This window comes from Zunongwangia atlantica 22II14-10F7, assembly GCF_002094855.1.
Classification (GTDB): domain Bacteria; phylum Bacteroidota; class Bacteroidia; order Flavobacteriales; family Flavobacteriaceae; genus Zunongwangia; species Zunongwangia atlantica.
In genome coordinates this window covers 35,115-57,397 of sequence record NZ_ARYN01000019.1, presented here as the reverse complement: position 1 = coordinate 57,397, position 22,283 = coordinate 35,115, and the positions used below count along the sequence as shown (strand labels likewise).

Genomic DNA, 22,283 nt, shown 5'->3' with positions numbered 1-22,283 from the left:
TGAGTAATTAGCTATTTAAAATAGCTGTTATCCTTTTCAATATTTCAATTGCTTTTTTTGTTGGGTAACCGAAAGGGAGATGGATCGCGAAGTGGATAAAAGTTCGTATCATTCTTAAGCTTGAAAGCTAAGTTCTGATTTTTTATTATTGAATTTTAAACCTTCAATATCATACCTTGACTAGGTTGGCTTATTAATTAATTTACTATTACAATGGCTATGCAACGGAATATCAAAAACCGTTACATAACCGTTGCAAAAATTAGAAGGCATAATTGCATTTGCGGTTGCAACGGTTAATTATTATTTCCAAAATTCAACTATACCTTAAGGCTTCAATAATTATATACCTCTTTTTATCAGCACATTAAGAATTTATTGAAATATGTAAAATGATCTCTTCTATTACAACCAATAAAATTGGTGAAAAATTAATATGTTTTAATTTAGTATTTTATAACATGAATAACATACCGGTTTAACCATCGTGGAAGTATTTTCCTCACCGCATGAATGGCACACTTTTTCTTCAAAATCTAAATTCTCATAAAAAGACCACGATTTATAGCATTTTTTACAGTATGGGCTATCCATATTTAGTGGAATAATTTCGCTGCATCTAATGCAGGTTCCCTCTTTTCTATTTACACTAGTCTTTGACTTGAATTTAGTTTTCTCTTTCTTGCTTGAAAGACTAAATTTCTTTTTTGGTGTCTTTTTATGCAGAACTACAACTTCAGATGATCGAATAATCGATTCCGTTTCCTTAACGGCATTTTCATATAAATCCTTATCTCCTTTCGCTTCAATATAAACCCCCATTTCCCTATTATTCTTTTCTGAGTACTCATACATATTCATCGAAGTTATTACCATCGAAGATTCATTGAAGTAACACTTTGCATGTAAATTTTCAGAAAAATAAAGTTCTAAATTTGTTAGTTCTTTAAGTAAATTAGTTTCTTTAGAATTTAATTTACTCTTGCCGTATATAATTACTATTTGAACATTATGATTTTGTGCGTCCTGAAGCCTTTCGTAAAAGGACTTTGAAAACTGCAAGTATGGTGAAACCAATACTACTTTTTTATTAGCATCTTTTATAATTTTTTCAATATACGATGATATCCAAGTGGTTGTTAAAAATTCTGCCATTTAAATTCTTTGTATTTTAACTGTTTTTAATCCAATTATCTATTTCTTGAGCAATATCAAATTGCCATTTTTTTATATTTCGATTGACCTGAATTGAAATTAATCCACATTCTTTATTACTAAGTTTTTCTCCATATTTTTCGTAGTAAAAACCGGAGCTTAAAGATGAAGAATTTCCAGGGTAAATTAAGGCAACTTTTTGCGCTGAATAATAATCGTGGTAAACATATAGCTGTCTGAGATCATTAGGTACAGGACTAGATTTTTTAATATTCTTCCATTTCGTGTCTAAAACTATGCAATCCTGCATACCTCTATTTATTACAATATCTGGGCGCATGTTTGAATTGTAACCGCTGTTTGGCTTCCAAAATTTTTTTGTATTCTGTGCGTGAATAGTATATTTTCCAGGAAGATGCCTTTTTAAACTGATATAAATAAATTCTTCCCAAAGCGAATTCATATCAAATAATAAGGCAATCATATTTTCTTGGCCGTGCTTTATATTAGGCGCATACTGGAGAATTATAAATCGGGCTATTTCTAAAGCTGTTTTATAAGGCGCCGATTTTCTATTTAGCTTGATGCGAGTAAAACTTCTGCTGTCAATATTGATTTTGCTAACTTCAGGAAAATTAAGCTGAACAGACTTACATCTTGAATAAACGTAAGTTCCTTTAGAAAACTTTTCTATGATTGAAAGTGCAAAAGATAAAACTTGATGAATAAGGTGATCTTTCGCATACACCTGATGCGTAGTATAAAATCTTTCTTTATGAACTAAGTTTTTACGTAAATGACCAGCAAATTCAAGCTTCCCTTTTAATGCTTTTACGTTTCCTGTCTTTCGATAATATTGCTTAATTAGCCCTTGATGAATTAAAACTTCGACTTCATCCAAAAACCATTGAAAATAAATATCTAAAAGATGTAAATTCTGTTTAGAGACATTAGCTTTTCCAACCTTACTTATATTTAGCTTCTTGGTTGTCTTAAGCATATCAATTAACACCCCCTGCCATAATGCTGTATTATCTTCTTGGGTATCAACTTTTGGTAAAATTTCTATAGTTAAATTTTCTACCTGAAGAACTCCTACAAAATTTTTAAACTTTACACCATTATATCTAAGATCGAAATAACAATCATTGTTTAATGCGTTCAGTTTAGATAATGCTGCTAAATGCTTTCTTTTAAAAACATCTCCACATTGCAATAATTGATATTCAAAAACCTGTATGTGATTCTTAGCAATCATCTATTTATTTAAGAGTGCTTTTATCGCTTCACTTATATCTTCAATAGATTTTAATTCATAACTAACTGTCTCCTCTGGTACGTCTATAGCATCAAATTTTGCAAATTTGACTTTAGCTTCATTTCGCTTCACAAAGCCCTCACCTAAAATCAGTGCAATTTTTTCGTAGTCATTATAAAAGTATTCTTGAAGTAAAGGGATTATTTTATTTTCAAATACTTCTTTAAGATCTTCTAAAGAGGTGATCTTTAAAAAATAAGAGTGCCCAATGGTATGATCTCTATCTAATAAAACTTCAATACGATCATTTATAGTCTTTAAAACTTCAGATAGATTAATGTCAGAAAAATCTAATTCAGGAAGTAAGTCTGGTTTTGGCATGACTTCTTCAAACATAAAACGCCTTCTTAATGCAGTATCTAATGCCTCAACACTACGATCGGCCGTGTTCATTGTTCCAATTAAATAAACATTCCCTGGAACAGAGAAATTTTTCTTGGAGTATGGTAATTCTACACTAAGCTTTTCATCACCATCACTTCTCTTATCTGGTTCTAATAAAGTAATTAGCTCGCCAAAAATACTGGAAACATTTCCGCGATTTATTTCATCTATTATAATAACGTAGTTTTTCTTCTCGTTCTCTACCTGAGAAACTTCTACACTATAATTATCTTCTATGTATTTAGCTATAGATAATGTGTACGGTTTCCAATCCTTAATATTTCCATTTATAATATAGTCCTTCAGCATTTCTTTGGTTATCCCCATCTCTGTTGCACTTTCTGTCTTCGGAATCGCAACTGATGTTTCATTGGAATTAATTCGAACAACAAAAGGCTTTTTATGGACTGGAGTTTGAAGTTCTATAGTGCCTTGTTCGATTACATCATTTACATAAGTCGAATAAATTTCATCAAAGTTGAAGGCACTCTTTTTTTCTGAGGCCAGATCACATAATTTCTTAAAAATACCAGCCATTACTTTATAACCAACATCGCCTTCACTTGTTGGAGGAATAGGTTTTATTCCCTCTATAAAATCTTCATAACTATACGACTGATGAAAAGTTGTAAACACAATTTGACCGTTTTCAAATAATCGATCGTATTCACGAACCAATGAATCTCGTTCTTCCTCTTTATTTGAACCAGCTACTTTAAAATTGGGATTGGATATATTAACCGCCAACTCTTTTGTTTTATAAGTCTTCCCCGTTCCAGGTGGGCCGTATAAGATGGTATTTAAATTTTTCATTTTTACATGATCTAAAAGCTTGTCATTTTCTAATCCTAATTCTTTAATTTTTTGAAATTGCTCTTTAGTCGCTTTAAAGTTGGTACCTCTATTGCCTGCATTAAAGTTTTGAAACTCTTGTAAATTTTTGATGTTTTTCCACAATACAGGCTTATCTGCTAAATAATTAAGGATCTTTATTTTTACACGATCTGAAACTTCTAAAATTTCTTTATTGAGGTAATATTGCTTCTGAAAATCCTTATCTTCAAATTTACCAACATCTGAAATAACTTCTGCCAAGGCATAACAGCCAGCATTTATTCCTGTTTCCCACAGAATTACTTTATCCCCAGGCTGAATACTATCTTTATGAGCAGCAACTTTCCAGCTTTTTACGTGACCACCTCGTAATGCCTTTTCTAAATTGAAAATCTTTGGAGCGCTTTGGAATATCCAGTAGTTGATAGTCTTTTCACGATGCAGATTGATTTTTGAAATAAGTTTTCTAAATTTTTCTTCGGAAATTAACGCATCATTACGATTTGCTTTCTGAAATACATTAATAAGCACTGAATAATAATTATCTAGAAACTGAAAAATCTCATGATATCCATCTGAAGTTTGGCCTAAATATTTATAATATTTTTCTTTTTTAACTTTCTTAAATCCAGGAATTGCTTCTGCCAATTCATGATAAAGATTTACGAGTTTCTGATCCTTTTCTCCTTTGAAAACTATTTCAATAAAACATTCTAAAGATTCATCTTTTGGTTTGAAAACCAAACCAACACTTCTGGTTTTATTGATTCCTCCACTTTTATCAATCAATCCAACAAACGCATAAGTAAGGGCGTCGTCTCCTTGAAACCACAATCCTTTTTCTAATTTATTTTGGCGATTAACTTGACGAGGTAAAAATCTAAATTCCGAGTTTTTGTTACTATAGTAGTTTAGATTTCTAAAAACTTCTTCGTGAAAATTCATATCCTATTTATATTTCCCCTCGCCCTCAGCAGCTTTGCTAAGTTTGGTTGTAGAAGTTTTATATTTTTTGATTTTGGTGGTTTTAGAAGGCTTTTTTGTTTTGGTGGCAGTCTTCTTTAACTCCTCAATCTCCTTTAATAAATCCCTGGCATCGCCATCACTTTTTAATTGAGACACCAATTCTCCTTTAAAAGCTTTATGTAGAATAGCTTGTGGTAATTGCTCGATTTTAGCTTTCAAAGCTTCGTATTTTTTCTGGATAGCATCGGCTTTAGCAAATAAGCTTTCTACACGATTGACAATTTCTTTTTGTTCAGTAAGAGGCGGTCTGTTTATTGGAATATTTGAAACAATAGCTTGGTTAATTTTCGGCATATTACCTGCTGTTCCAGAAGCATTGTTTTGGAAGTAAACCTTACTGGCAGAAGTACTTAAAGCGTAATTGACATAAATATTTAAATTTTTTGAATTTACTCGAACCTTCATCATTATATCAGGATAAATAAACTCATTGTCTTCTGCTGTGTAAATTGCCGAAGTTCCAACATAATCTAAACTGTTAGATCTTTGAATAAGAATGTCTCCAGTTTTGAGCCATAAGTGTGAATTTTTATTTGGAGGATCAATATCTAAGTATTTAATTTTTGTTGAATCGAAAGTGCCAGATGTTGTGGCTCCAAGAGATAAACTTTTAACTTGGGTAATAAATTTAACTCCTTTAGGTGAATAACCATTTCTAGGTTTATCTAAAACCAAATCGATAAGCGATACTTCTTCCCATTCACCCAAATTCCACCCTTCTTGTTTTCTCCACTCCTCCGTCAATTTCCCAGTAACCGCTTGTGTTAAGACTTGTTGGCGGAAATTCTTTAAAAGCACCGGAATTTTATCTAAACTGGCTTTAATTTTATCTAATCTTGCAAATAAATCATCTAATTTGGCGACAATCCTCTCCTGCTCGGATAGTGGAGGAATTTGAACTTGATAATTTTTAAAGTTCCCTATTTTTATATAATTTGTTGCTGAACCAAATTGCTGGGAACTACCTATTTCTCTCCAAAATCTTTTAAAATGATAAAATAAATATTTTGAGTCAATTTTTATATCTGATACAATGTATGTTCTTTGATATGCCTCGAATTTCCCAGAATAGTAAAAAACTTCTCCTACATTTATTCCATTACCTGGAAGAATTAAAACATCTCCTTCATAGGAATAACTATCACTTTTTAATGGCTTAAAAGCACAGGTAAAAAAATTATATTTTCCGCTTTCAGTTGCAAAATTTGCGTCTTTTTTACCTGTCATAACTGACGAAATTGACAACAAATCTGTTTCAACCCAATTTTTCGGTAATTCTTTCGGCATTACTTCAGTTCTTTAATCATTGCGTTTATCTCTGTCGTAATGCTGTTAATTTCCGCTAAAGCTTCTTCAGCAATAGCAATAGGTTCGCCTAAATCTTCGGCCTGGCTAATACTTTCATCTGCAATTAAGCCTAAATCTAAACTATCGCTTTTTTTAGCAATTTCGTCTCGGGTAACATACTGCCAACGCTCGTCCTTTATTTTTTGCCTTTTTTTATGATCTACGATTCCATTAAAATCTTCCTCAATTTTATCGAAAGTGATCCCACCGGTATAAGCTTTAATAAAATTTTCAAAGGCTTTTTCGGTAAAAGGAGTCCGCTTTCCGTAGCTCGGCACATTGGTACGCATATCATAAAACCAAACTCCGGGTGTATTTTGGGTTTCGGAGGTAGCACGAGTAAAAAATAACACATTTGTCTTTACACCGGCCGCATAGAAAATTCCGGTAGGCAATCGCAAAATGGTATGTAGATGGCATTTATCCATTAAGTCTCGCCTAATTTTTTGACCATCACCATCTTCAAATAAAACATTATCGGGTAACACGACCGCAGCACGAGCTTTGCCATCTTTTTTTAAACTTCTATAAATATGTTGTAGAAAGTTGAGCTGCTTGTTACTGGTTGGAAAGGTAAAATCGTCTCGGGTTGGGCGTTCACCTCCTTTTTTAGTTCCAAAAGGCGGGTTCGCCAAAACACCATCAAAATTTTTAATGCTTTTCCCAAATTCGGTTAAGGTATCATTCAAATAAATGGTACTTTCCATCCCATGCAACCGGGCATTCATTAATGCCAAACGGTGAGCGTCACCAACAAGCTCTACACCGCTAAAGGCTTTTTCTTCCTGAAATTTGCGCTCTTTTTCATCCAGCGCATAGTAATCATCTGTTTTGTCACGTAAGTATTTATCTGCTGAAATCATAAAGCCAAATGTCCCGGCGGCAGGATCGTTCCAACGCTCTCCAATTTTAGGAACTAATAGATCCACCATCACATTAATAAGTGGTCTTGGGGTAAAATATTGCCCGGCACCACTCTTCTTTTCAGTAGCATTTTTTTCTAACAGATTTTCGTAAATATCGCCCATCGTATCACGATCGTCTTCTTCGTACCAGTCGATTTTATCGATTGCCTGTACCAGCGTATTAAAATTTACCGGTTTACGAAGGCTGGTAGATGCATTAGTATAAATTTCCTGTATAGAGGCACTGCTAGACTGGTTACTAATTTCGGCAAGAAACTTTCGGTATCTTACAAAAGCTTCGTTATTATCTTCTTCTTCAACAAAACCTCGCCAACGATATTCTTCCGGGATATGCTCTTCAAAACCCTTAACCTCAGAAAGTTTAAGGAAAAGAATATAGGTTAATTCATTCAAATATTGGTGATAAGTAACCCCGTCGTCACGTAAAACGTTACAAAGGTTCCATAACTTTTGTGCGATTTGATCTGCGCTCATTAATATTTCTTACTTTTTTGCTAATATAGTTTTTATGTTTTCTATTTAATTCTGACCTGATCTTAAACTGAGTATTTTTAACAATAAGGCCTTCGACTACGCTCTGGCTGACATTGTTGTCGAATCGAGCGCAGTCGAGATATTAATCTGGTTTATATTTATAATGCGTTGCATTCCTACATTCTGCTAGTATTTGTATCATATCCCAATCACCTAAAATTAAAGCTTGCTTTTTTGCTCTAGACCATTTTTTAATCTTTTTTTCGAAATAAATTGCTTGTAATACATCTTTAAATTTCTGATAAAATTCAAGTTTAACTGGCCTTCTTTTAAATGTGTAGGCATTTTTATTAAATCCTGATTGATGCTGTTGCAATCGTGCATTTAGGTTATTTGTTATTCCTGTATAGAAGGAACTATCTGAACATTTTAATATGTAAACATAATAAGTGTACATAAACCTATCTTTAAAGTGACTTTAAGATATTAAACCTTCGACTGCGCTCAGACTGACGTTGTTGTCACATCGAGCGAAGTCGAGATGTTAGGAAGCCGAATATAGATTATCATTTAACTTCTCCAGTACTTCATCCAGGTTATTTTCAAAAATTTTATTCAGTCTTTTATAACCGCCATCTTTTCTAAAAGGTTCTTTATCCAGATCTTCTTTGGTGATAATCGTTTCTTTTATTAATTGTGCTTCAAAACGATCTAACCATCGTAACTGAATTTTATTCCAATCTCGACTTTCTTTAATTTTTGAAACTGCTTTTTTGATCCGTTCTTCGTGATTTAGTAAAGACGTATTTAAAGCCATAGTACGGATATATGAAATAATATCTGCGGCAATTTCTACATTCTTAGTTTGCTTCCAGGCGGTGTTAAGGTTGACTGCGCTATAACCTTGCTCATCTAATAAAAGCTTAAGCTCCTTTAATGATTCGCGATTTAAAGATGAAGGTTTGGTGCAAACAATATTTAATGCTGAAATTTTATTTCTATTTTCTTCTATAAATTTTCTAAAACCTTCGATATAATCTTCTGGCTTTTCTGCCTTACCATAACCTCTTTCAATCCCTACAAATTCATCTTTATGATCTGAAACATACTGAAGTTTTGGTTGATAAACTTTAGTATCCAGAAAATTCCATAATCCTTTATATTCTGAAATGATTTTCTTTACCTCATCTTGCTTTACCTGCTTAAAGGCAGAAATTAATTCATCTGGAGATTGCCCTCCAGATAAATACGCAAAATGCTCTAATTGATCGTCGCTAAGTTTCCGTTTTTTACGCTGCATTTTCGCAACGATCTCTTCTAACTGCTGCTTTGCTCGCTCTGGAGTATCGATAATCTCTAATTCTTCAGCTAATTTTTTGAATGAAGTAGAAGGTTTAGAGACCGTTTTCATTTGGGTGTAATCTTCTAAAGCCTCATAAACTCGAACCGCATCATATATTTTAAAGAATTCTTTACCAATATCATCACAAAGCCGTGTTGCTCTACCAATCATTTGTTCAAAAAGAATTCTTGATTTAACGCGGCGCAAGAAAACTAGATTGGTGATTTGTGGTACGTCTATCCCGGTAGTTAACAAATCTACTGTTACCGCTATTGTTGGAAATTTTTCATTTTTAAATCGCTTAGTGAGATCTGAAGGATCATATCGATTTCCGGTTATTTTTTCTATAGTTCCATCTTGAAGATCTGAACCTAATTCAGCATATTCCTCATAAAGCATTTTTACGATCATATCTGCATGTGAATCTCGAACTGCAAATATTAAGGTTTTTTCATCACCTTCAGGATCAATTTCTTTAACTAGCTGCTTTATGATTTCGCGATTAAAGGCTTCTGTAATTACCATTTTATTGAAATGCTCAATTTCAATATGCATTTCGTCTTCTAATTCACTTAGCTCTTCAATAGTATTCGATTCAGAAATATAAACTTTAGGCTTATCTCCTTTTTTCCAAAGCATTCCTTCTTCAGAAAGTTTAGTTTTAATTAAATAAGGCGGCTCATGATCCACCAAATAACCATCGATCACCGCCTGGCGATAAGAGTAACTAAATACCGGTTTTCCAAATATTTCTTTGGTATGTAATGCAGGTGTCGCCGTAAGTCCAATTAAATAAGCGTCGAAATATTCGATCACTCTTTTATACTGACTAACATAATCATTCTCGTCCTTAAAATGTAAATCGCCCTCGTCTAGCTCTCGATCTAAATTATAACCACGGTGGGCTTCATCAATAATAATACAATCGTAAGTATCTATAGGAATAGGGGATTCTTCATTATAGAAAAGACGTTTTACCATACTTTGCACTGTTGCAAAATGCAAACGAGTTTCGGTATCGGGAAAACGCTCTTTCATTTCCTCTATCTGATAGATCGCTGAAAATGTATTAATATCTTCAACTTTATTATCTTGAAAACTTCCTAAAGCCTGTTGGGCAAGTAAGGTTCTATCTGTTAAAAATAATATTCGTTTAAAACGATTGGACTTTATAAGCCGATAAGTTAAACCAATTGTAGTTCTGGTTTTCCCGGTTCCCGTCGCCATGACCAACAAAGATCTAGGATCTTCTGGCTGATTTGCTATTTTTTGTTCAATAGAAGAGATGGCTTCAATTTGATAGTCACGCAAACCTAAACCTGTTCTACTTTGTAAGTATCCAATATCGCTATCTTCTAATTTTTTGTCAGCTTCCTCAACATCTCGTTTATAAATTTCCTGAAGCCCTTCAGGAGAATACCAACCTCTTAAAGCTTTAGACTGATTGCGTTTATTGCGAATATCTAAAAACCAGATTCCGCTTTTCGTTTTAAGTTGTTCCAAATAAGAGCGCCCATTGGTAGAAAATAGAAATGGAACTTTAAAATTTCCCCAGGATCCCAAAAATTCGATATCACTTAAGTTTTTAATGCATTCTGCATACACTTTTGGCTGTCCTAAATTAGTGCTTATATCCTTCGCATATTTTTTTGCTTCAACTAAACCATATAAGGTTTTACCTATAAAAAGAGCATAATCAGCATATTTCGAATCACAAGGCCATTCTGCAATAGCCATGAATTTTCCTTTTTCTGGTAAAGTTTTGTGCTTTTTATAATTTAGAACTTCAGTATCACATTGCCAGCCGACATTTCTTAATTGCTCATCAATAAGCTCCCTAGTTTCAGACTCACTTTTATGAATATTATTAGCATTAATAACGGCTCGCTTTTTACGATCTTCCCTAACCTGATCATTAGCATTAAATGATGCAATCTTTTCCTGGTAATTCTTAACTTCTACACTTAATCTGTCTAATTCTCCCTGAAGTTTTTCTACAGACTTGTCTTCTTTTTTCTGCGGAAGTTGATAATCGGTTACCTCTATATATTCATTCTCATAAGTTTCATAAAACCAGCGAGCAAGCTGAAAACACTTCTTTAAAATAAATAGTGCTTCGGCTTTACTTGAATTTCCTACATGAGTAGCTTTATTTCCAGAAAGACGCACCTGATGAAGAAGATCTTTAACCACATCTGGAATTATATTTCTATAATACAGTTGCTGAATACGCTCTGATTGCGTTCCCTGAAATTCATTTAAATCTTCGAATTCCCAAATTAAACTAGCCAGCTTTTCTGAGAACAAGCGCGATTTTCCCAAACAGGAACTAGGATCTATTTCGATTAATTTCTCAGATAATTCGCAAATTTTAAAAAGCTCTGGATACGATTCTTCAAGAAACGAAAACTTGGTCATAAGTGGTTGGTCATCTCGATGTGCAGTAAATATAGGAAAAATGTTAGATTACTGAACCCCATTCATAATCACAATCTGGGCATTCATAAGCTACTCCATTAAAATATGCTTGATTAATAGACTTTCAATATTTAATTGATATTTTCCAATTGAGACAAAGGCTTTCTTGCTTGTCCCCCTATACTAATAAATTTTGCAGCAATTTTTTTTGCAGAATTATTCCTACTATTATCATTGAAAAGGATTTGTCTCTCAACCGGGTCGTCAAAGAATAAGACAGTCTGATAAAATGGCCACACTCTATTTGACTTAAATCCAGACTGCAATTCTAAGATATTAGACATTGATTTATTTAAAGACTCTCTTGAAACAATATTTTCACTAGCAATTATTCCAAATACGCTCTTTTGCCATGGTACTTTTGATTGACCTTCCAATTTTATAGATACGTCATCTGGCCAATTTTTAAAACGTAACCAAAATCCTGAATAAGGTCCGTATAAATCATCACTAATTTCGATTGACCATCCTTCTTCCTGAGTCAAAACCTTATAAATTTCCGCCTTCACTTCCTCTAATAATTTGAGGGTAAATTCGTGTTCAACTTTTTCAATATTACCAGTTATAGTCTGAGCAGCTTCATAATTTTTAATAATCGCATTTCTTATTTCCCTTTCCATACTTTTATCTGTAAGTTGGTTTGTCAATTTTTTTATAAGTATCAAATATTGCTTTATGGATTCTCTTAATATTGGATATTCACTTGCTTCTTTTATACATTTTGAAAGCCATGAAATTATATTCTTTTTATAACTAATCACATAGAAATCTTCATCCTCTTCCTTTTCTCCAAAACTTGAAGAAGATGGTGAATCTCCATATAGATTTAAATAAAAAACTTTGTTCGATCCTGTAGTTTGAAAATTACAATATCTTTCAATCTGTGATTCCTGATCAACCGCATAGATTTTATTTTCAATACATATCGTACTATTAAATTGATCCTTAAGCAAAATATCAAGTCGCCCCCCTGTCTTATTATGTAAGTCGGTATGACCTAAATTATATTCTATGTGCTTAGTGACACTGGAAAGATCAAAAAAAGAATCTTCAATATTTAATTCATCTAAGAAAAGTTTTAAAAATACATCTCCCAGATTATGTGATCCATTAGGATCTAACAATTCTGCAATAATGGCGGAATGAGTTTTATTTTCTCTATATTCAATATCTAATAAAGTAAATAGGTTGAAATTTTCTCCTTTTAATATTCTTAATTCCTTTTGATGCTCAATTGTATTCGCCACATTTAGTAATAGCGTTTCATAATTTTTCATACTTCTTATTTTATTTGCTTAAAGCCAACTCATTAAAATACTCATAACGATTATATTTGCTATAAAACTTATAGCCATAAATGAAGTAAACTTTTTTTGTGGTTCAACATTTCTAACGAAAGAATTAAGCCGAGATATTGTTTTGCTTTCTAAACTCTTTTTAGAATTATCTTTCGCATTTTCTTTAATTTCCATTATTATGGTTGCTAATGGAATAAATTCGATTAAGAAGGAAATAGATTGCCTTAAAATCCAAGGAACTTTAATTTTATAATTTTCAATTATTTTGTTGCTATCCATCTTAAGAATCGAATAGATGTTGTTCTTCTTCAAACTCTCTGTCCCTAAGTTTTCAATGTTTCTTAAACTTTCACTTATGAGTTCTTTAAAAAAACTCTCCAATATAAAAAATACACTCATACCTATCTTAAAACGAGCATATTTGTAGCTTCTAATACCAACTTTAATACTAAATACTATGGCTACGCCTAAGGCTAAAAGGAATACCAGTATGTCTGAGCCCTGAAAGTCTGAAAACATATTCGAAAGTGCATATAGAATATAAATTAGATTCAGAGCGAAAAATGCAGCCGCAACCAATGCTATATTTGAGGCAATGTCATAAGCTACTTTTTTACTTTCTACGAAAGCTTGTTTTGAAAGATTTCCAACATTTTGAACACCCCTTTTTAATTGATCTGACTCTATAACCTTTTTACTCGTACTTATCACATTACTAGACGTGTTTTTGGTTAAGATTGTAAGTTGACTTGAAGTGGTTTTAACATCTCCAACTACTTTTTTAAAGTTGTTGGACTCTTTCACTTTTTTAGTTGTGTCCTTAAATTTATTATTTAAACCATTACTTACAGTTGATAGCTTTTTAGAGAGAGATTCCTTGTTCATTATAAGTGGCGTTATTAAATGTATATTTAGTTTAAAAAGATAGATTAAATATTTGAAAACTTTTATGGATAACCGTAAGTTGATTTTTAAATTCCACAGGAGTAAAGAATGTCAGTCGAACTAAATCCCTCATTTCGAAATCAAATTTGAAAATGTTATAAAAAAGTCAGTTATAGAACTGACTTTAAATTATATTCATAATACGTGATCAGAATAGTTTCAATATTTAGTTCCTACTTTTTCATTTTATCATTGTAAATTTCAAAACTCCTATTAACAAGATTCACTTGGCTTAAAAATAGCTCTATGATTTCTGACTTAGGTAAAAACGGATCAATTTCGTTATCGCTTTTCAAACCTAAATCGTTTAAAATTTCCTTAAACAAAACATCAGTTCCATCCTGCAAGTAATAATTCGTCATTAATTTCAAGTCCTGTTTCACGAGCTGTATCCAGATCATATTACCGGCTTTAGAAAGAGAAAACTTGTAAACATGATAATTCTCCCATTTAAATACGCCGTTCTTATCTATAGTTAAACTTGAATCTATGCTAGGTTCGATTTTATCTAACTTTTTTCCAATACTGTTTAATTTATTCAAAACATCATACTCTATTGCCTGATATTCATTAACTAAATATTGAACTTCTCTTTGATTTTCAAAAATGATAGTTCTTAATTCCTTTGACATATTAAGTGTTTTTTTACCTAGAAATTTGGTTTCAAGATATTTTTTAAATTCCTTCAGAAAATTATTTACATTATCGGCTTCACAAATTATTAGCCAATTATTGATTAATTTGATTATATCTTTTTTATAACTTAAAACTTTTAATTTATTCTGTTTTTGAAGTTTGACCTTTAATTCATTGTCTATACTTTTTTCATTAGGTTCTAATCCGTAAGGATTTAAGTAGAATAAGATATAGTTACCTCCAGATTTTTCATCAAGAAATCTAGAATAATCTTTTAACTGATTCACTTGATCATCGGCCCAAACTTTATTTTCAATACCAATAGTTAAACCTTTAATTTCGATATAAATATCAATTCTACGTTTTTCAGTAATAATTTTCTCACAGGTATTCTCAATCTGGGCTATCTCCAATTTCGAATCACAAAAAATCTTTAAAAATTCTTTTAAAAAAAGATCTCCCTGACCATGACTTTGTTTAGCGTCTAGAAAATACGCTAAAACTTCACTAATCTTATTTTCTCCCAAATTGAAAAATTCAAAAAAATTGAAGTCTGTAGCTAAATATTTATCGTACTCTTTCTTAAACTTTAAGTGAGAATCAATTCTGGATTTTACTGTAGTAATTAAATCCTTAATTTCTAAAAATTCGTTCATTTCTATTATTAATGGTTTGTAATATCTTCAGGTAGGGATTCAGTAAATCTACATTAAAATTTTTTAAGCGTTTAAAAACACCTATTCTTTATTCGAGATATATTTGATACAATACCAAAATATATCATCGCTCTGAAAACCTTGATCCACCAAATCGTCTTCTATTATTTGGTAATCCAATTTTATACAGTTTAAGCCTTCTATATTCCAGGCTTCGTCCAAAATCACAAAATTTACATTACCATAGTACCCGTTTTCTTTACCGTTCTTAATTTTTTCAATAAACTCAGGTTTAGGTCTTTCATAGGAGAGGATATAATAATCAAATATATTTCCTATCATCACATAACTATGATCTATAAAATAAATGTTACAAAAATCATGATCTGCCTTTGGATCAAGAAACTTTACTATTGCTTTCTTGATATAATCGTGATTTAAAAGTTTATAAAAGCTATCAATACGAAGTGCAACATCATCGAATACAACTCCAATAATTAAATCTCCTATACTAGCGCCGTTAAGTTTTTCCATTGCATTACTATTGAAAAAGAATTTGAATATATTGAAGAAAAAGGTTGTTTTCGGAAACTTCATTCTGTATACATCTTTCAGATATCTTATGGGAACTTAATGTGATATGTTCAATATCTCCCACTTTAAAATTACGGTCGATAAGGATCAATTTTGTTTTGAAATGATCGATTAGATAAAAGGATTCACATATCTCCCTAGTTACTGCATCATTTGGCTCTTCTAGCAATACAAATAGGATTGTAAGAGCATCATTACAAGTAATACATCGTTTACCGTGTAAATTAATTTCGAAATCTTTATAATTCTTATAGCCTAGCGATTCCAAGAATGCTTGTTTTACAAAATCTACTTCAAGTATTTTATAAAATGCTTCTGTTTTATTGAAACCTCTAAAACATTCTAGCTCCTGGAATTTTTCAGCAATTGGTGTTAGTTGATAGTCCACCCATCCGCAATTAATTTTTTTATCACGCTTAAGTAGTAGTCTAGCTCTATGTATATTTAGAGAATCTATACTTAGGATAATATCCAAATTACCTGATACAACTGCATCGTCATTTTTGGGAACTGAACTGTTAATTGCTTTGCATATCTGACTAAACTGATGATCGTTGATCTGAACTTCTAGTTTTTTCATATTATTTATTTATAGCACAAGTTTAAGTTCACATCACGTCAAAAATTGTCGCTATAAATTAATATTTTTGAAAAAAATGAAATTATGTCTTTCAATAAAACTTTAAGTCGCCACTATAAGATCATTTACTTACTTCAAAATAAACCTAGAAGCTTTAAAGAGATAAATAATGAGCTAGCTAACCAACAAGATGCTACAGAAGATCTTCGAGTTTCTCAAAGAACTTTTCAGCGAGACATTCAGGAAATAGAACAAATTCATCAAATAGAAATAGCTTCAGATAAAAGTAAAAATGTTTATTATATTAAAGAAAGTGCTGAAGATGAATATAAAACAAGACTAAGGGAAAACTATGATATTATAAATGCCATCCGTATGTCTAAAGGAATGGGTGAAAGCTTGTTTTTTGAACAAAGAAAAGCTTTGGGTACCCAACACATGGCAGATCTTTTAAATGCTATTCAAAATAGAAAAGAAGTAAAATTTAAATATCAAAAGTTTTGGGATGCCTCTTTAACTAATAGAATTGTAAAGCCAATTGCTCTTAAAGAATCAAAAAATAGATGGTATCTAATTGCCAAGGATACGAAAGATAATATCATCAAAAATTTCTCCTTAGATAGAATGAGTGAACTTCAGCTTACTAATCTAAGATTTACTTCAGTCGAATACAATATACATGAAGCATTTGAAAATAGTTTTGGTATTATAAATGGCACAAATGACAAAGTATCTCGTATCATACTAGCTTTTAAAATTGATCAGGGTAGATATATTAAATCTTTACCTCTTCACCATAGCCAGAAACTCATTAGCCAGAATGATAATGAAATAAGATTCGAATATCAATTAAAACCAACTTTCGACTTTGTTCAGGAGATCTTATCACACGGAAGTGATGTAGAAGTGATTGCTCCACTAAGTCTTAGAAAAAAGATTATTGAAAAATTGAAAGCTAGTATTGAAAATTACAATTGATAGACAGTTTTTAATAATTAAACATGGTTTACTATGCAATATTCTAAAACTACGGTTGGAAATACAATTTCAGTTCAATAAGTTGTACTCGGCAAATTTTTTATCATTATTTTATTCTGTTTTTCGAATTCATTTTTAAACCAATTTTACTCATGACCTATTTACTGAATAAAACCTACTAAATTTTAAGCTGGATACTATATCCTACTTGTATTTCGCTATAACCATTATATTCCCAGCTTGCACTATTCGTAAATCTATATCTAAAGAAAAAGCGGTTTTCCTTTTGTGCCGAAGGAGAAAAATGTGCATTTATTTCAATCTGATTTAGCCACTGATTATTATCACTTAGATTTGACTTAAATTGCTGCTCTGAACTTATGGTTGAAAAATGATCTGTTAAAGCATTAAAACGTATAGGTCGCAAACGAACATCTGCCCCATAACGTTCTTCCGGTCTTAGCTTAAGTACTAATTCTGGATACCAACGCCATGTATTTAAATCGTAATCTTTACTTCTATTTATAGTGGTACCATCCTGCTGAACAGTTTCTCCTTGGGGATCCAACACGTAAGTATGACCAAATTTACCTCCTAAATTCATTTCAAACCTTATTTTAACAGCAGGAATAGAATATGTAAAAATATTTAAAATTGCTCCTACTCCTATGTTTTCATATCGTAAAAGGTTAAGATGGGTTGTGTATGCCAGACTATCAATAACTCCTCCATTAAAAACAGGAACATAGCTTAAAGCTAAAGTTTGATCTTGGTCTCTACTATTAAGACGTGACCAATTGAGTTCTGGAGCAATATAATTAAAAAAACCCAAATTGTGTCCTTTATATTTCCAAATTGGAGCTCTATATCTTTGTGTATGTAAGGGGATTTCCTTTCTAAAGTTAAATTGCAATACTCCATTGGGATTAGATCCATTTAAGCCATTGAAATCTGATAGTACCGCCACCTGAAAGAGTTTTGAACTTTTGTCTTTAGTTAACAATTTATAACCGCTCTTTTTATCTGGTTCAGGAAGTACGACAGTTTGATCTTTAGGACTAAAATCTAGGCGATCATTCGCTAAACTTTGTACGTAATTAGGAAATATATCTTCTAAATCCATCTCAAACTCTTTCAAGTTTCCTGTATATACGGCTATTTTAGAACGCTTAAAATTATCAAAGTCGTCAGAACTGCTAAATCCTAATGGATATGCGTTTTTAAATTTCAACTGCTTTCCAACATTGGTTTTCCAATCAGGATTTTCATTTATTAGAACTTTCAATTGCTCCAATTTTATATCGTGTTCATCGGGTATTGATATTCCATTAATTTTACCTAGTACTACAATATGTTCGATATAGCCATCATTAATATCCAATTGGATATCCTCTGCCTCAAAGCTCCATAAAGGATTCTTTTTTAAGGCACGTTCTATCTCTGATAAGATACTCATTCTTTCAGTTTCTAAAGCTATAATCTCACTTTCGATTTTATATTGATCGTTAAAATCGCTTTTATCCTTGAAGAAGTAGGAATCATAGTAGTCATGGTAATAATAATAAAAATCTTCAAAATCATTATTTGACAAAATGCTAAAATCAGAATTAGATCTTGCAGAATTTAAGTCATACCAAATATCTTCAACTTTCTTATTTAATTTTTCTATAATTTTTTTCTCAGGAAGTTTGATACTATTTATATATAATTTTAGTTCTTCCCATATTTTTAATGTCTCTTCAAATTCTTCTTTTTCTAGTTCTTCTATTCTTTCTTTTTCCTTTTTAATATCAATTTGAATTTGAGCTTTGGTAGAATCGCCTTTAATATCTGCCAATTTGTTCTGTTTTTTGTCTATTATTTTTTCTACGCGTTTTTTTTGCAATTCAAAATTTCTTCTAATCTCGGCTATATCATAATAGACTTCGTCTACTTTTTCTTTTAAGTTCTCAACTAATTTTTTCTGTCGGAGCTCTTCTTCTATTTTTTTTTGCTCATCATTTTTTATCTCTAGATGGTCTTTGTTATTATTTAAACGGTTAATGCTGTAAGACAAATTTTTATAAGTCTCTTGATTTTTAAGAGCTAATAATTGTTTTTTAATCAAGCTAAGTCTATCCTTAAGACTATAGATTTTAAAATTATTTATATATTCTTCAAAATTTTCTAAGAATTTTTGAGGTGAGTCTTGGTACTTTTCTTTATACTCTTTTCCTTCCTTTTCGAAAAAAGAAACTATTTTTAATAGTAAAGCTTTTTCGATAGGTTTATAATTAATAATTTCAGAAATAATATTTTCAAATTCTGTATCTATCCAAGTTTTCTTCCTGTTTTCTAATTCTACTCCATCCTTTGCAAAATCATTTTCATTTATACTGCTAGTTATTTTTTCTAAGTTTATGTCATCTTTAAACTTTTCAATTGATTCTTTTAGTTCTTTTTCAGTTACGTATTTAACAATCTGATCCTCATTAGAATTCATATAATTTTCCAATAAATCTGATCTAACGTTGCGATTTAATTTATTTAAAAATTCCTGTCTCTTTTTTTCAAAATTTTTCGTTATTTCATTTTTTAGAGCCGTTTCATCAATTAGGTGTTTCAGTATAAAATTTCTATCAAAATCATCAAAATCTAAATCTTCAATTTCGCTTTGACGAATCAGGTATAAAGCTTTTATTAATTTATGGTAATTTTTTGCTCTTTTATCGTAGTATTCTTCAGATTTTTCATCGGCGTAATATTGTATATTAGAAATTTCAGTATTATAGAAAAGTTTTCCAGCTACAGGCTCTATATCGTATTTAAATACAAGTAGCAATTGTGCATTAAAATAGTCATAAAGTCGATCCAAACGTTCTTCAACAATTTGTTTACCTAGTAGAAAATTTTTCAAACTGTCTGTATTAGTTTCATCCTGTTTCATATATCTATCCAAGTGATTATAAAAACCTTTATTAAAAATGGTAATTCTATTATTTAATAACCTATTAATGAGGCTTTCCATCTCTTCTTTACCGGAGTTATTAAATTTTTCAATCAATGAAACCCCATCATCTACATCTACGTTGAGGATTTTTTTTAAATCTTCTTTTTCAAAATTCTTAGTAAAAATGTCAACTAGTTTTTGGACATCTTTATCTTTATCGTTTTGATAGCTACTATAGAAATCCCTAATCTCTTTTGTTAGTTTTTGATATTCGTACAGCTTAAAAAGCTGCTCTCTTAACAGCGTTTTAAATTTAAAGTGATTAAAAGGCGTTGTGGTAAAATTTATAGGTAGATCGATACCTACTAGATCATCATTAATTTCTGCCGAGGGACTTAAAGTAAAAGTAACCTTCGAAAAGCTAATGGCTTGCGCAGATATACTAAGATTAGTTTCCTCAATATCCGTAGACTGTATTACTTTATCTTGAGCAACTAAATTAAATGAATATAAAAGGAAGATTATAGAGTAATAGTTTTTCATGGATTTGAAATTTTGAGAAATAAACTGAGTTTTTGGCTATCATCTTCAGCATGTAGTGTATCTGTAATTATTTGAGTAGAATCACTATAGTAAAAAGTACTATCTGTATTAGCGTATAAAATAGTATCATTGGCCTTACTAGTTGAAAAACCAGAAAAACGATGGCTCGTAGAATAGAAACCTTGAATATAATCAAACTCACTTCTTTGGATGGAAGGCATTAAAAATAGATTGCCATCTCTATCCAGATTACCATATATAGGAAATACTTCATCTTGTTGGTTTCTATTTAAACTAACATTTCCCTCTATATGACCAGATGTAATCTTATCGGTACTATCTTTTGAAAAAATTGCAATTTTTAATTTGGCTGCATCTAGCAAAGTAGTAGAAATGCTATCTAATAAAATAGGCTGCCCCGTGTTTGATATTATAGTACCTGAATAAACCCAAGCTAACTCATGATAATTGAATACATTCTTTTGAAATGCCATTATTTCAAAAGAAATTGTATCTGTTCTATTAGATATAACGGAAAGTTCGGTTCGAACTTTAGCAGGACTTGTAGCGGTATTATAATATTGACTGAACTTGAAATTTCCTGATGGAGGTATTAAAATATAAAATTCTTCTTCCTTTTCAGTATCTAAGTTTAAAACACCTATTGAATCTTGACATCCTATCGTAAAAAAAATTATACAAGCTAATAAAGCAAAGCGAGATATTTTGTATATATACATAATTACTGTTATAGAATTACGTGTATAAATATGACAAAAATATCCTAGCGCAAAAATACCCAAAACCAGGTATTTTATTGATTATCAATAGTATAAACCCTATTGTTTCCCAAGTTTAAATTTTATAAAAAATGAACTTAAAATTATAGTTCTAAATAATGTACCTGATGCCAATCCAAATGGCATCTAGGAAGTAAAACATTTCTTTAAATGCCTATTTACTATGTTTGATATAATTGTGAGGTTTAACCTTTCTAAAAGGAGAAGCGAAATTATCGGAGAAATTATAATTATATTTACACAAATTCCAAAAATGCTAATTTTTATGTTAGTTTCCGTACCCAATTGTACCTCAATTTACGGTAAGCCCTATTTATGCTGAAAAACAAATTTCTTGTATCCGCAAATGATTTGATATATCGGGAAGTAATTATATTAGTGAGTAACTAAGATTCGATAAAATTCATTACATTTTTTTGAAACAAGCAAATCAACAAACACGTAGTTTACTGAAAAGCGTCCAAAGTATAACCTCTTCATTTTTGAAGGATTCTCTTATTTTCTGAAATGCTATTCGCATTTGCGATTCTACAGTTTTTACAGAAATATCAAGTTTTTCAGCTATTTCCTTATACTTTAAACCTTCCATTTTATTCATCAAAAGAATCTTTCTACATTTTTCTGGTAGCGAATCGATAACTTTTTGTAATCTTTCAAGTTTTCTCTCTAACCTTTCCTTTTCGCTAGCCTCCTCCTCTATAGCTGCCCGGTGTAATTGATCCATATAATTACGTTCTTTCTGCTCTTTTCGTTTAGAATCTAAAAAACCGTTATATGCGATGGTATATAAGTAACTTTTTGGAGAATTATTTAAGTCTATCTTTTTTCTATTCTCCCAAAATTTAATGTAGGCCTGTTGCGTAATATCCTCTGCTAATACTCTGTTTCTTGCATAGGAATTCGCATATCCAAATAAAGCTGGATATGTCTCTTTAAAAAAGATTTTAAAGGATTCTTGATCTCCATCCTTTATATTCCTTAGCAATAACAGTTCTTCCTTCATTAAGAAAACTTTTAGAAATATGGCAAAATTTACATAA

General features: G+C 31.1%; 16 protein-coding genes. 1 reads left to right on the top strand and 15 read right to left on the bottom strand.

From position 1 onward, the window contains the following. Positions 1 to 441 precede the first annotated feature (441 nt). The 12 genes from IIF7_RS17785 to IIF7_RS17730 all read right to left on the bottom strand — a co-directional run bounded on the left by IIF7_RS17785 (position 442) and on the right by IIF7_RS17730 (position 15,993). Positions 442 to 1,155 (bottom strand): phospholipase D family protein, encoded by a 714-nt coding sequence (locus tag IIF7_RS17785; protein WP_084843034.1) that lies wholly within the window; start codon positions 1,153 to 1,155, stop codon positions 442 to 444. Between the two features lie 16 nt (positions 1,156 to 1,171). Continuing rightward, positions 1,172 to 2,413 carry an McrC family protein gene (locus IIF7_RS17780; RefSeq protein ID WP_084843033.1) on the bottom strand — a complete coding sequence of 414 codons (1,242 nt, stop codon included), beginning with the start codon at positions 2,411 to 2,413 and terminating at the stop codon, positions 1,172 to 1,174. Next, positions 2,414 to 4,636 (bottom strand): McrB family protein, encoded by a 2,223-nt coding sequence (locus IIF7_RS17775; protein WP_084843032.1) that lies wholly within the window; start codon positions 4,634 to 4,636, stop codon positions 2,414 to 2,416. Positions 4,637 to 4,639: 3 nt separating this feature from the next. Further along, a complete protein-coding gene (locus IIF7_RS17770) occupies positions 4,640 to 6,004 on the bottom strand; it encodes a restriction endonuclease subunit S (RefSeq protein ID WP_084843031.1) in 1,365 nt (454 codons plus the stop codon). Continuing rightward, positions 6,004 to 7,464, bottom strand: coding sequence for a class I SAM-dependent DNA methyltransferase (locus IIF7_RS17765; protein WP_084843030.1), 1,461 nt, complete (start codon positions 7,462 to 7,464; stop codon positions 6,004 to 6,006). Before IIF7_RS17765 ends, IIF7_RS17770 begins: the two co-directional genes overlap by 1 nt. A 142-nt stretch (positions 7,465 to 7,606) precedes the next feature. Further along, positions 7,607 to 7,921, bottom strand: a complete 315-nt coding sequence (locus IIF7_RS17760; protein ID WP_084843029.1) for a GIY-YIG nuclease family protein — start codon at positions 7,919 to 7,921, stop codon at positions 7,607 to 7,609. 87 nt (positions 7,922 to 8,008) lie between these two features. Then, positions 8,009 to 11,224 carry a type I restriction-modification system endonuclease gene (hsdR, locus tag IIF7_RS17755; protein WP_084843028.1) on the bottom strand — a complete coding sequence of 1,072 codons (3,216 nt, stop codon included), beginning with the start codon at positions 11,222 to 11,224 and terminating at the stop codon, positions 8,009 to 8,011. A 131-nt stretch (positions 11,225 to 11,355) separates the two neighbouring features. Beyond that, on the bottom strand, positions 11,356 to 12,561 hold the full coding sequence (locus tag IIF7_RS17750; protein WP_084843027.1) for a PDDEXK-like family protein: 1,206 nt from the start codon (positions 12,559 to 12,561) through the stop codon (positions 11,356 to 11,358). Positions 12,562 to 12,579: 18 nt separating this feature from the next. Then, the gene (locus IIF7_RS17745; protein ID WP_084843026.1) at positions 12,580 to 13,467 is read right to left on the bottom strand and encodes a hypothetical protein; all 888 of its coding nucleotides are present in this window, start codon (positions 13,465 to 13,467) and stop codon (positions 12,580 to 12,582) included. Between the two features lie 233 nt (positions 13,468 to 13,700). Continuing rightward, positions 13,701 to 14,819, bottom strand: coding sequence for a PDDEXK-like family protein (locus IIF7_RS17740; protein ID WP_084843025.1), 1,119 nt, complete (start codon positions 14,817 to 14,819; stop codon positions 13,701 to 13,703). Positions 14,820 to 14,900: 81 nt separating this feature from the next. Next, positions 14,901 to 15,353, bottom strand: a complete 453-nt coding sequence (locus IIF7_RS17735) for a hypothetical protein (protein WP_084843024.1) — start codon at positions 15,351 to 15,353, stop codon at positions 14,901 to 14,903. A 7-nt stretch (positions 15,354 to 15,360) separates the two neighbouring features. Beyond that, complete coding sequence (locus tag IIF7_RS17730; RefSeq protein ID WP_084843023.1) at positions 15,361 to 15,993, bottom strand: hypothetical protein; 633 nt, start codon at positions 15,991 to 15,993, stop codon at positions 15,361 to 15,363. A gap of 84 nt (positions 15,994 to 16,077) precedes the next feature. On the opposite strand from IIF7_RS17730, the gene IIF7_RS17725 reads away from it, so the two are divergent. After that, entirely contained in the window at positions 16,078 to 16,971 is an 894-nt protein-coding gene (locus IIF7_RS17725) for a helix-turn-helix transcriptional regulator (RefSeq protein WP_084843022.1), read from the top strand. A 178-nt stretch (positions 16,972 to 17,149) separates the two neighbouring features. On the opposite strand, the gene IIF7_RS17720 is transcribed toward IIF7_RS17725, so the two are convergent. The 3 genes from IIF7_RS17720 to IIF7_RS17710 all read right to left on the bottom strand — a co-directional run bounded on the left by IIF7_RS17720 (position 17,150) and on the right by IIF7_RS17710 (position 22,246). Beyond that, the gene (locus IIF7_RS17720) at positions 17,150 to 20,443 is read right to left on the bottom strand and encodes a transcriptional regulator (RefSeq protein ID WP_084843021.1); all 3,294 of its coding nucleotides are present in this window, start codon (positions 20,441 to 20,443) and stop codon (positions 17,150 to 17,152) included. Further along, on the bottom strand, positions 20,440 to 21,246 hold the full coding sequence (locus IIF7_RS17715) for a hypothetical protein (protein WP_176218991.1): 807 nt from the start codon (positions 21,244 to 21,246) through the stop codon (positions 20,440 to 20,442). Before IIF7_RS17715 ends, IIF7_RS17720 begins: the two co-directional genes overlap by 4 nt. A 427-nt stretch (positions 21,247 to 21,673) precedes the next feature. Beyond that, positions 21,674 to 22,246, bottom strand: a complete 573-nt coding sequence (locus IIF7_RS17710) for an RNA polymerase sigma factor (protein WP_084843019.1) — start codon at positions 22,244 to 22,246, stop codon at positions 21,674 to 21,676. Between the last annotated feature and the right edge of the window lie 37 nt (positions 22,247 to 22,283).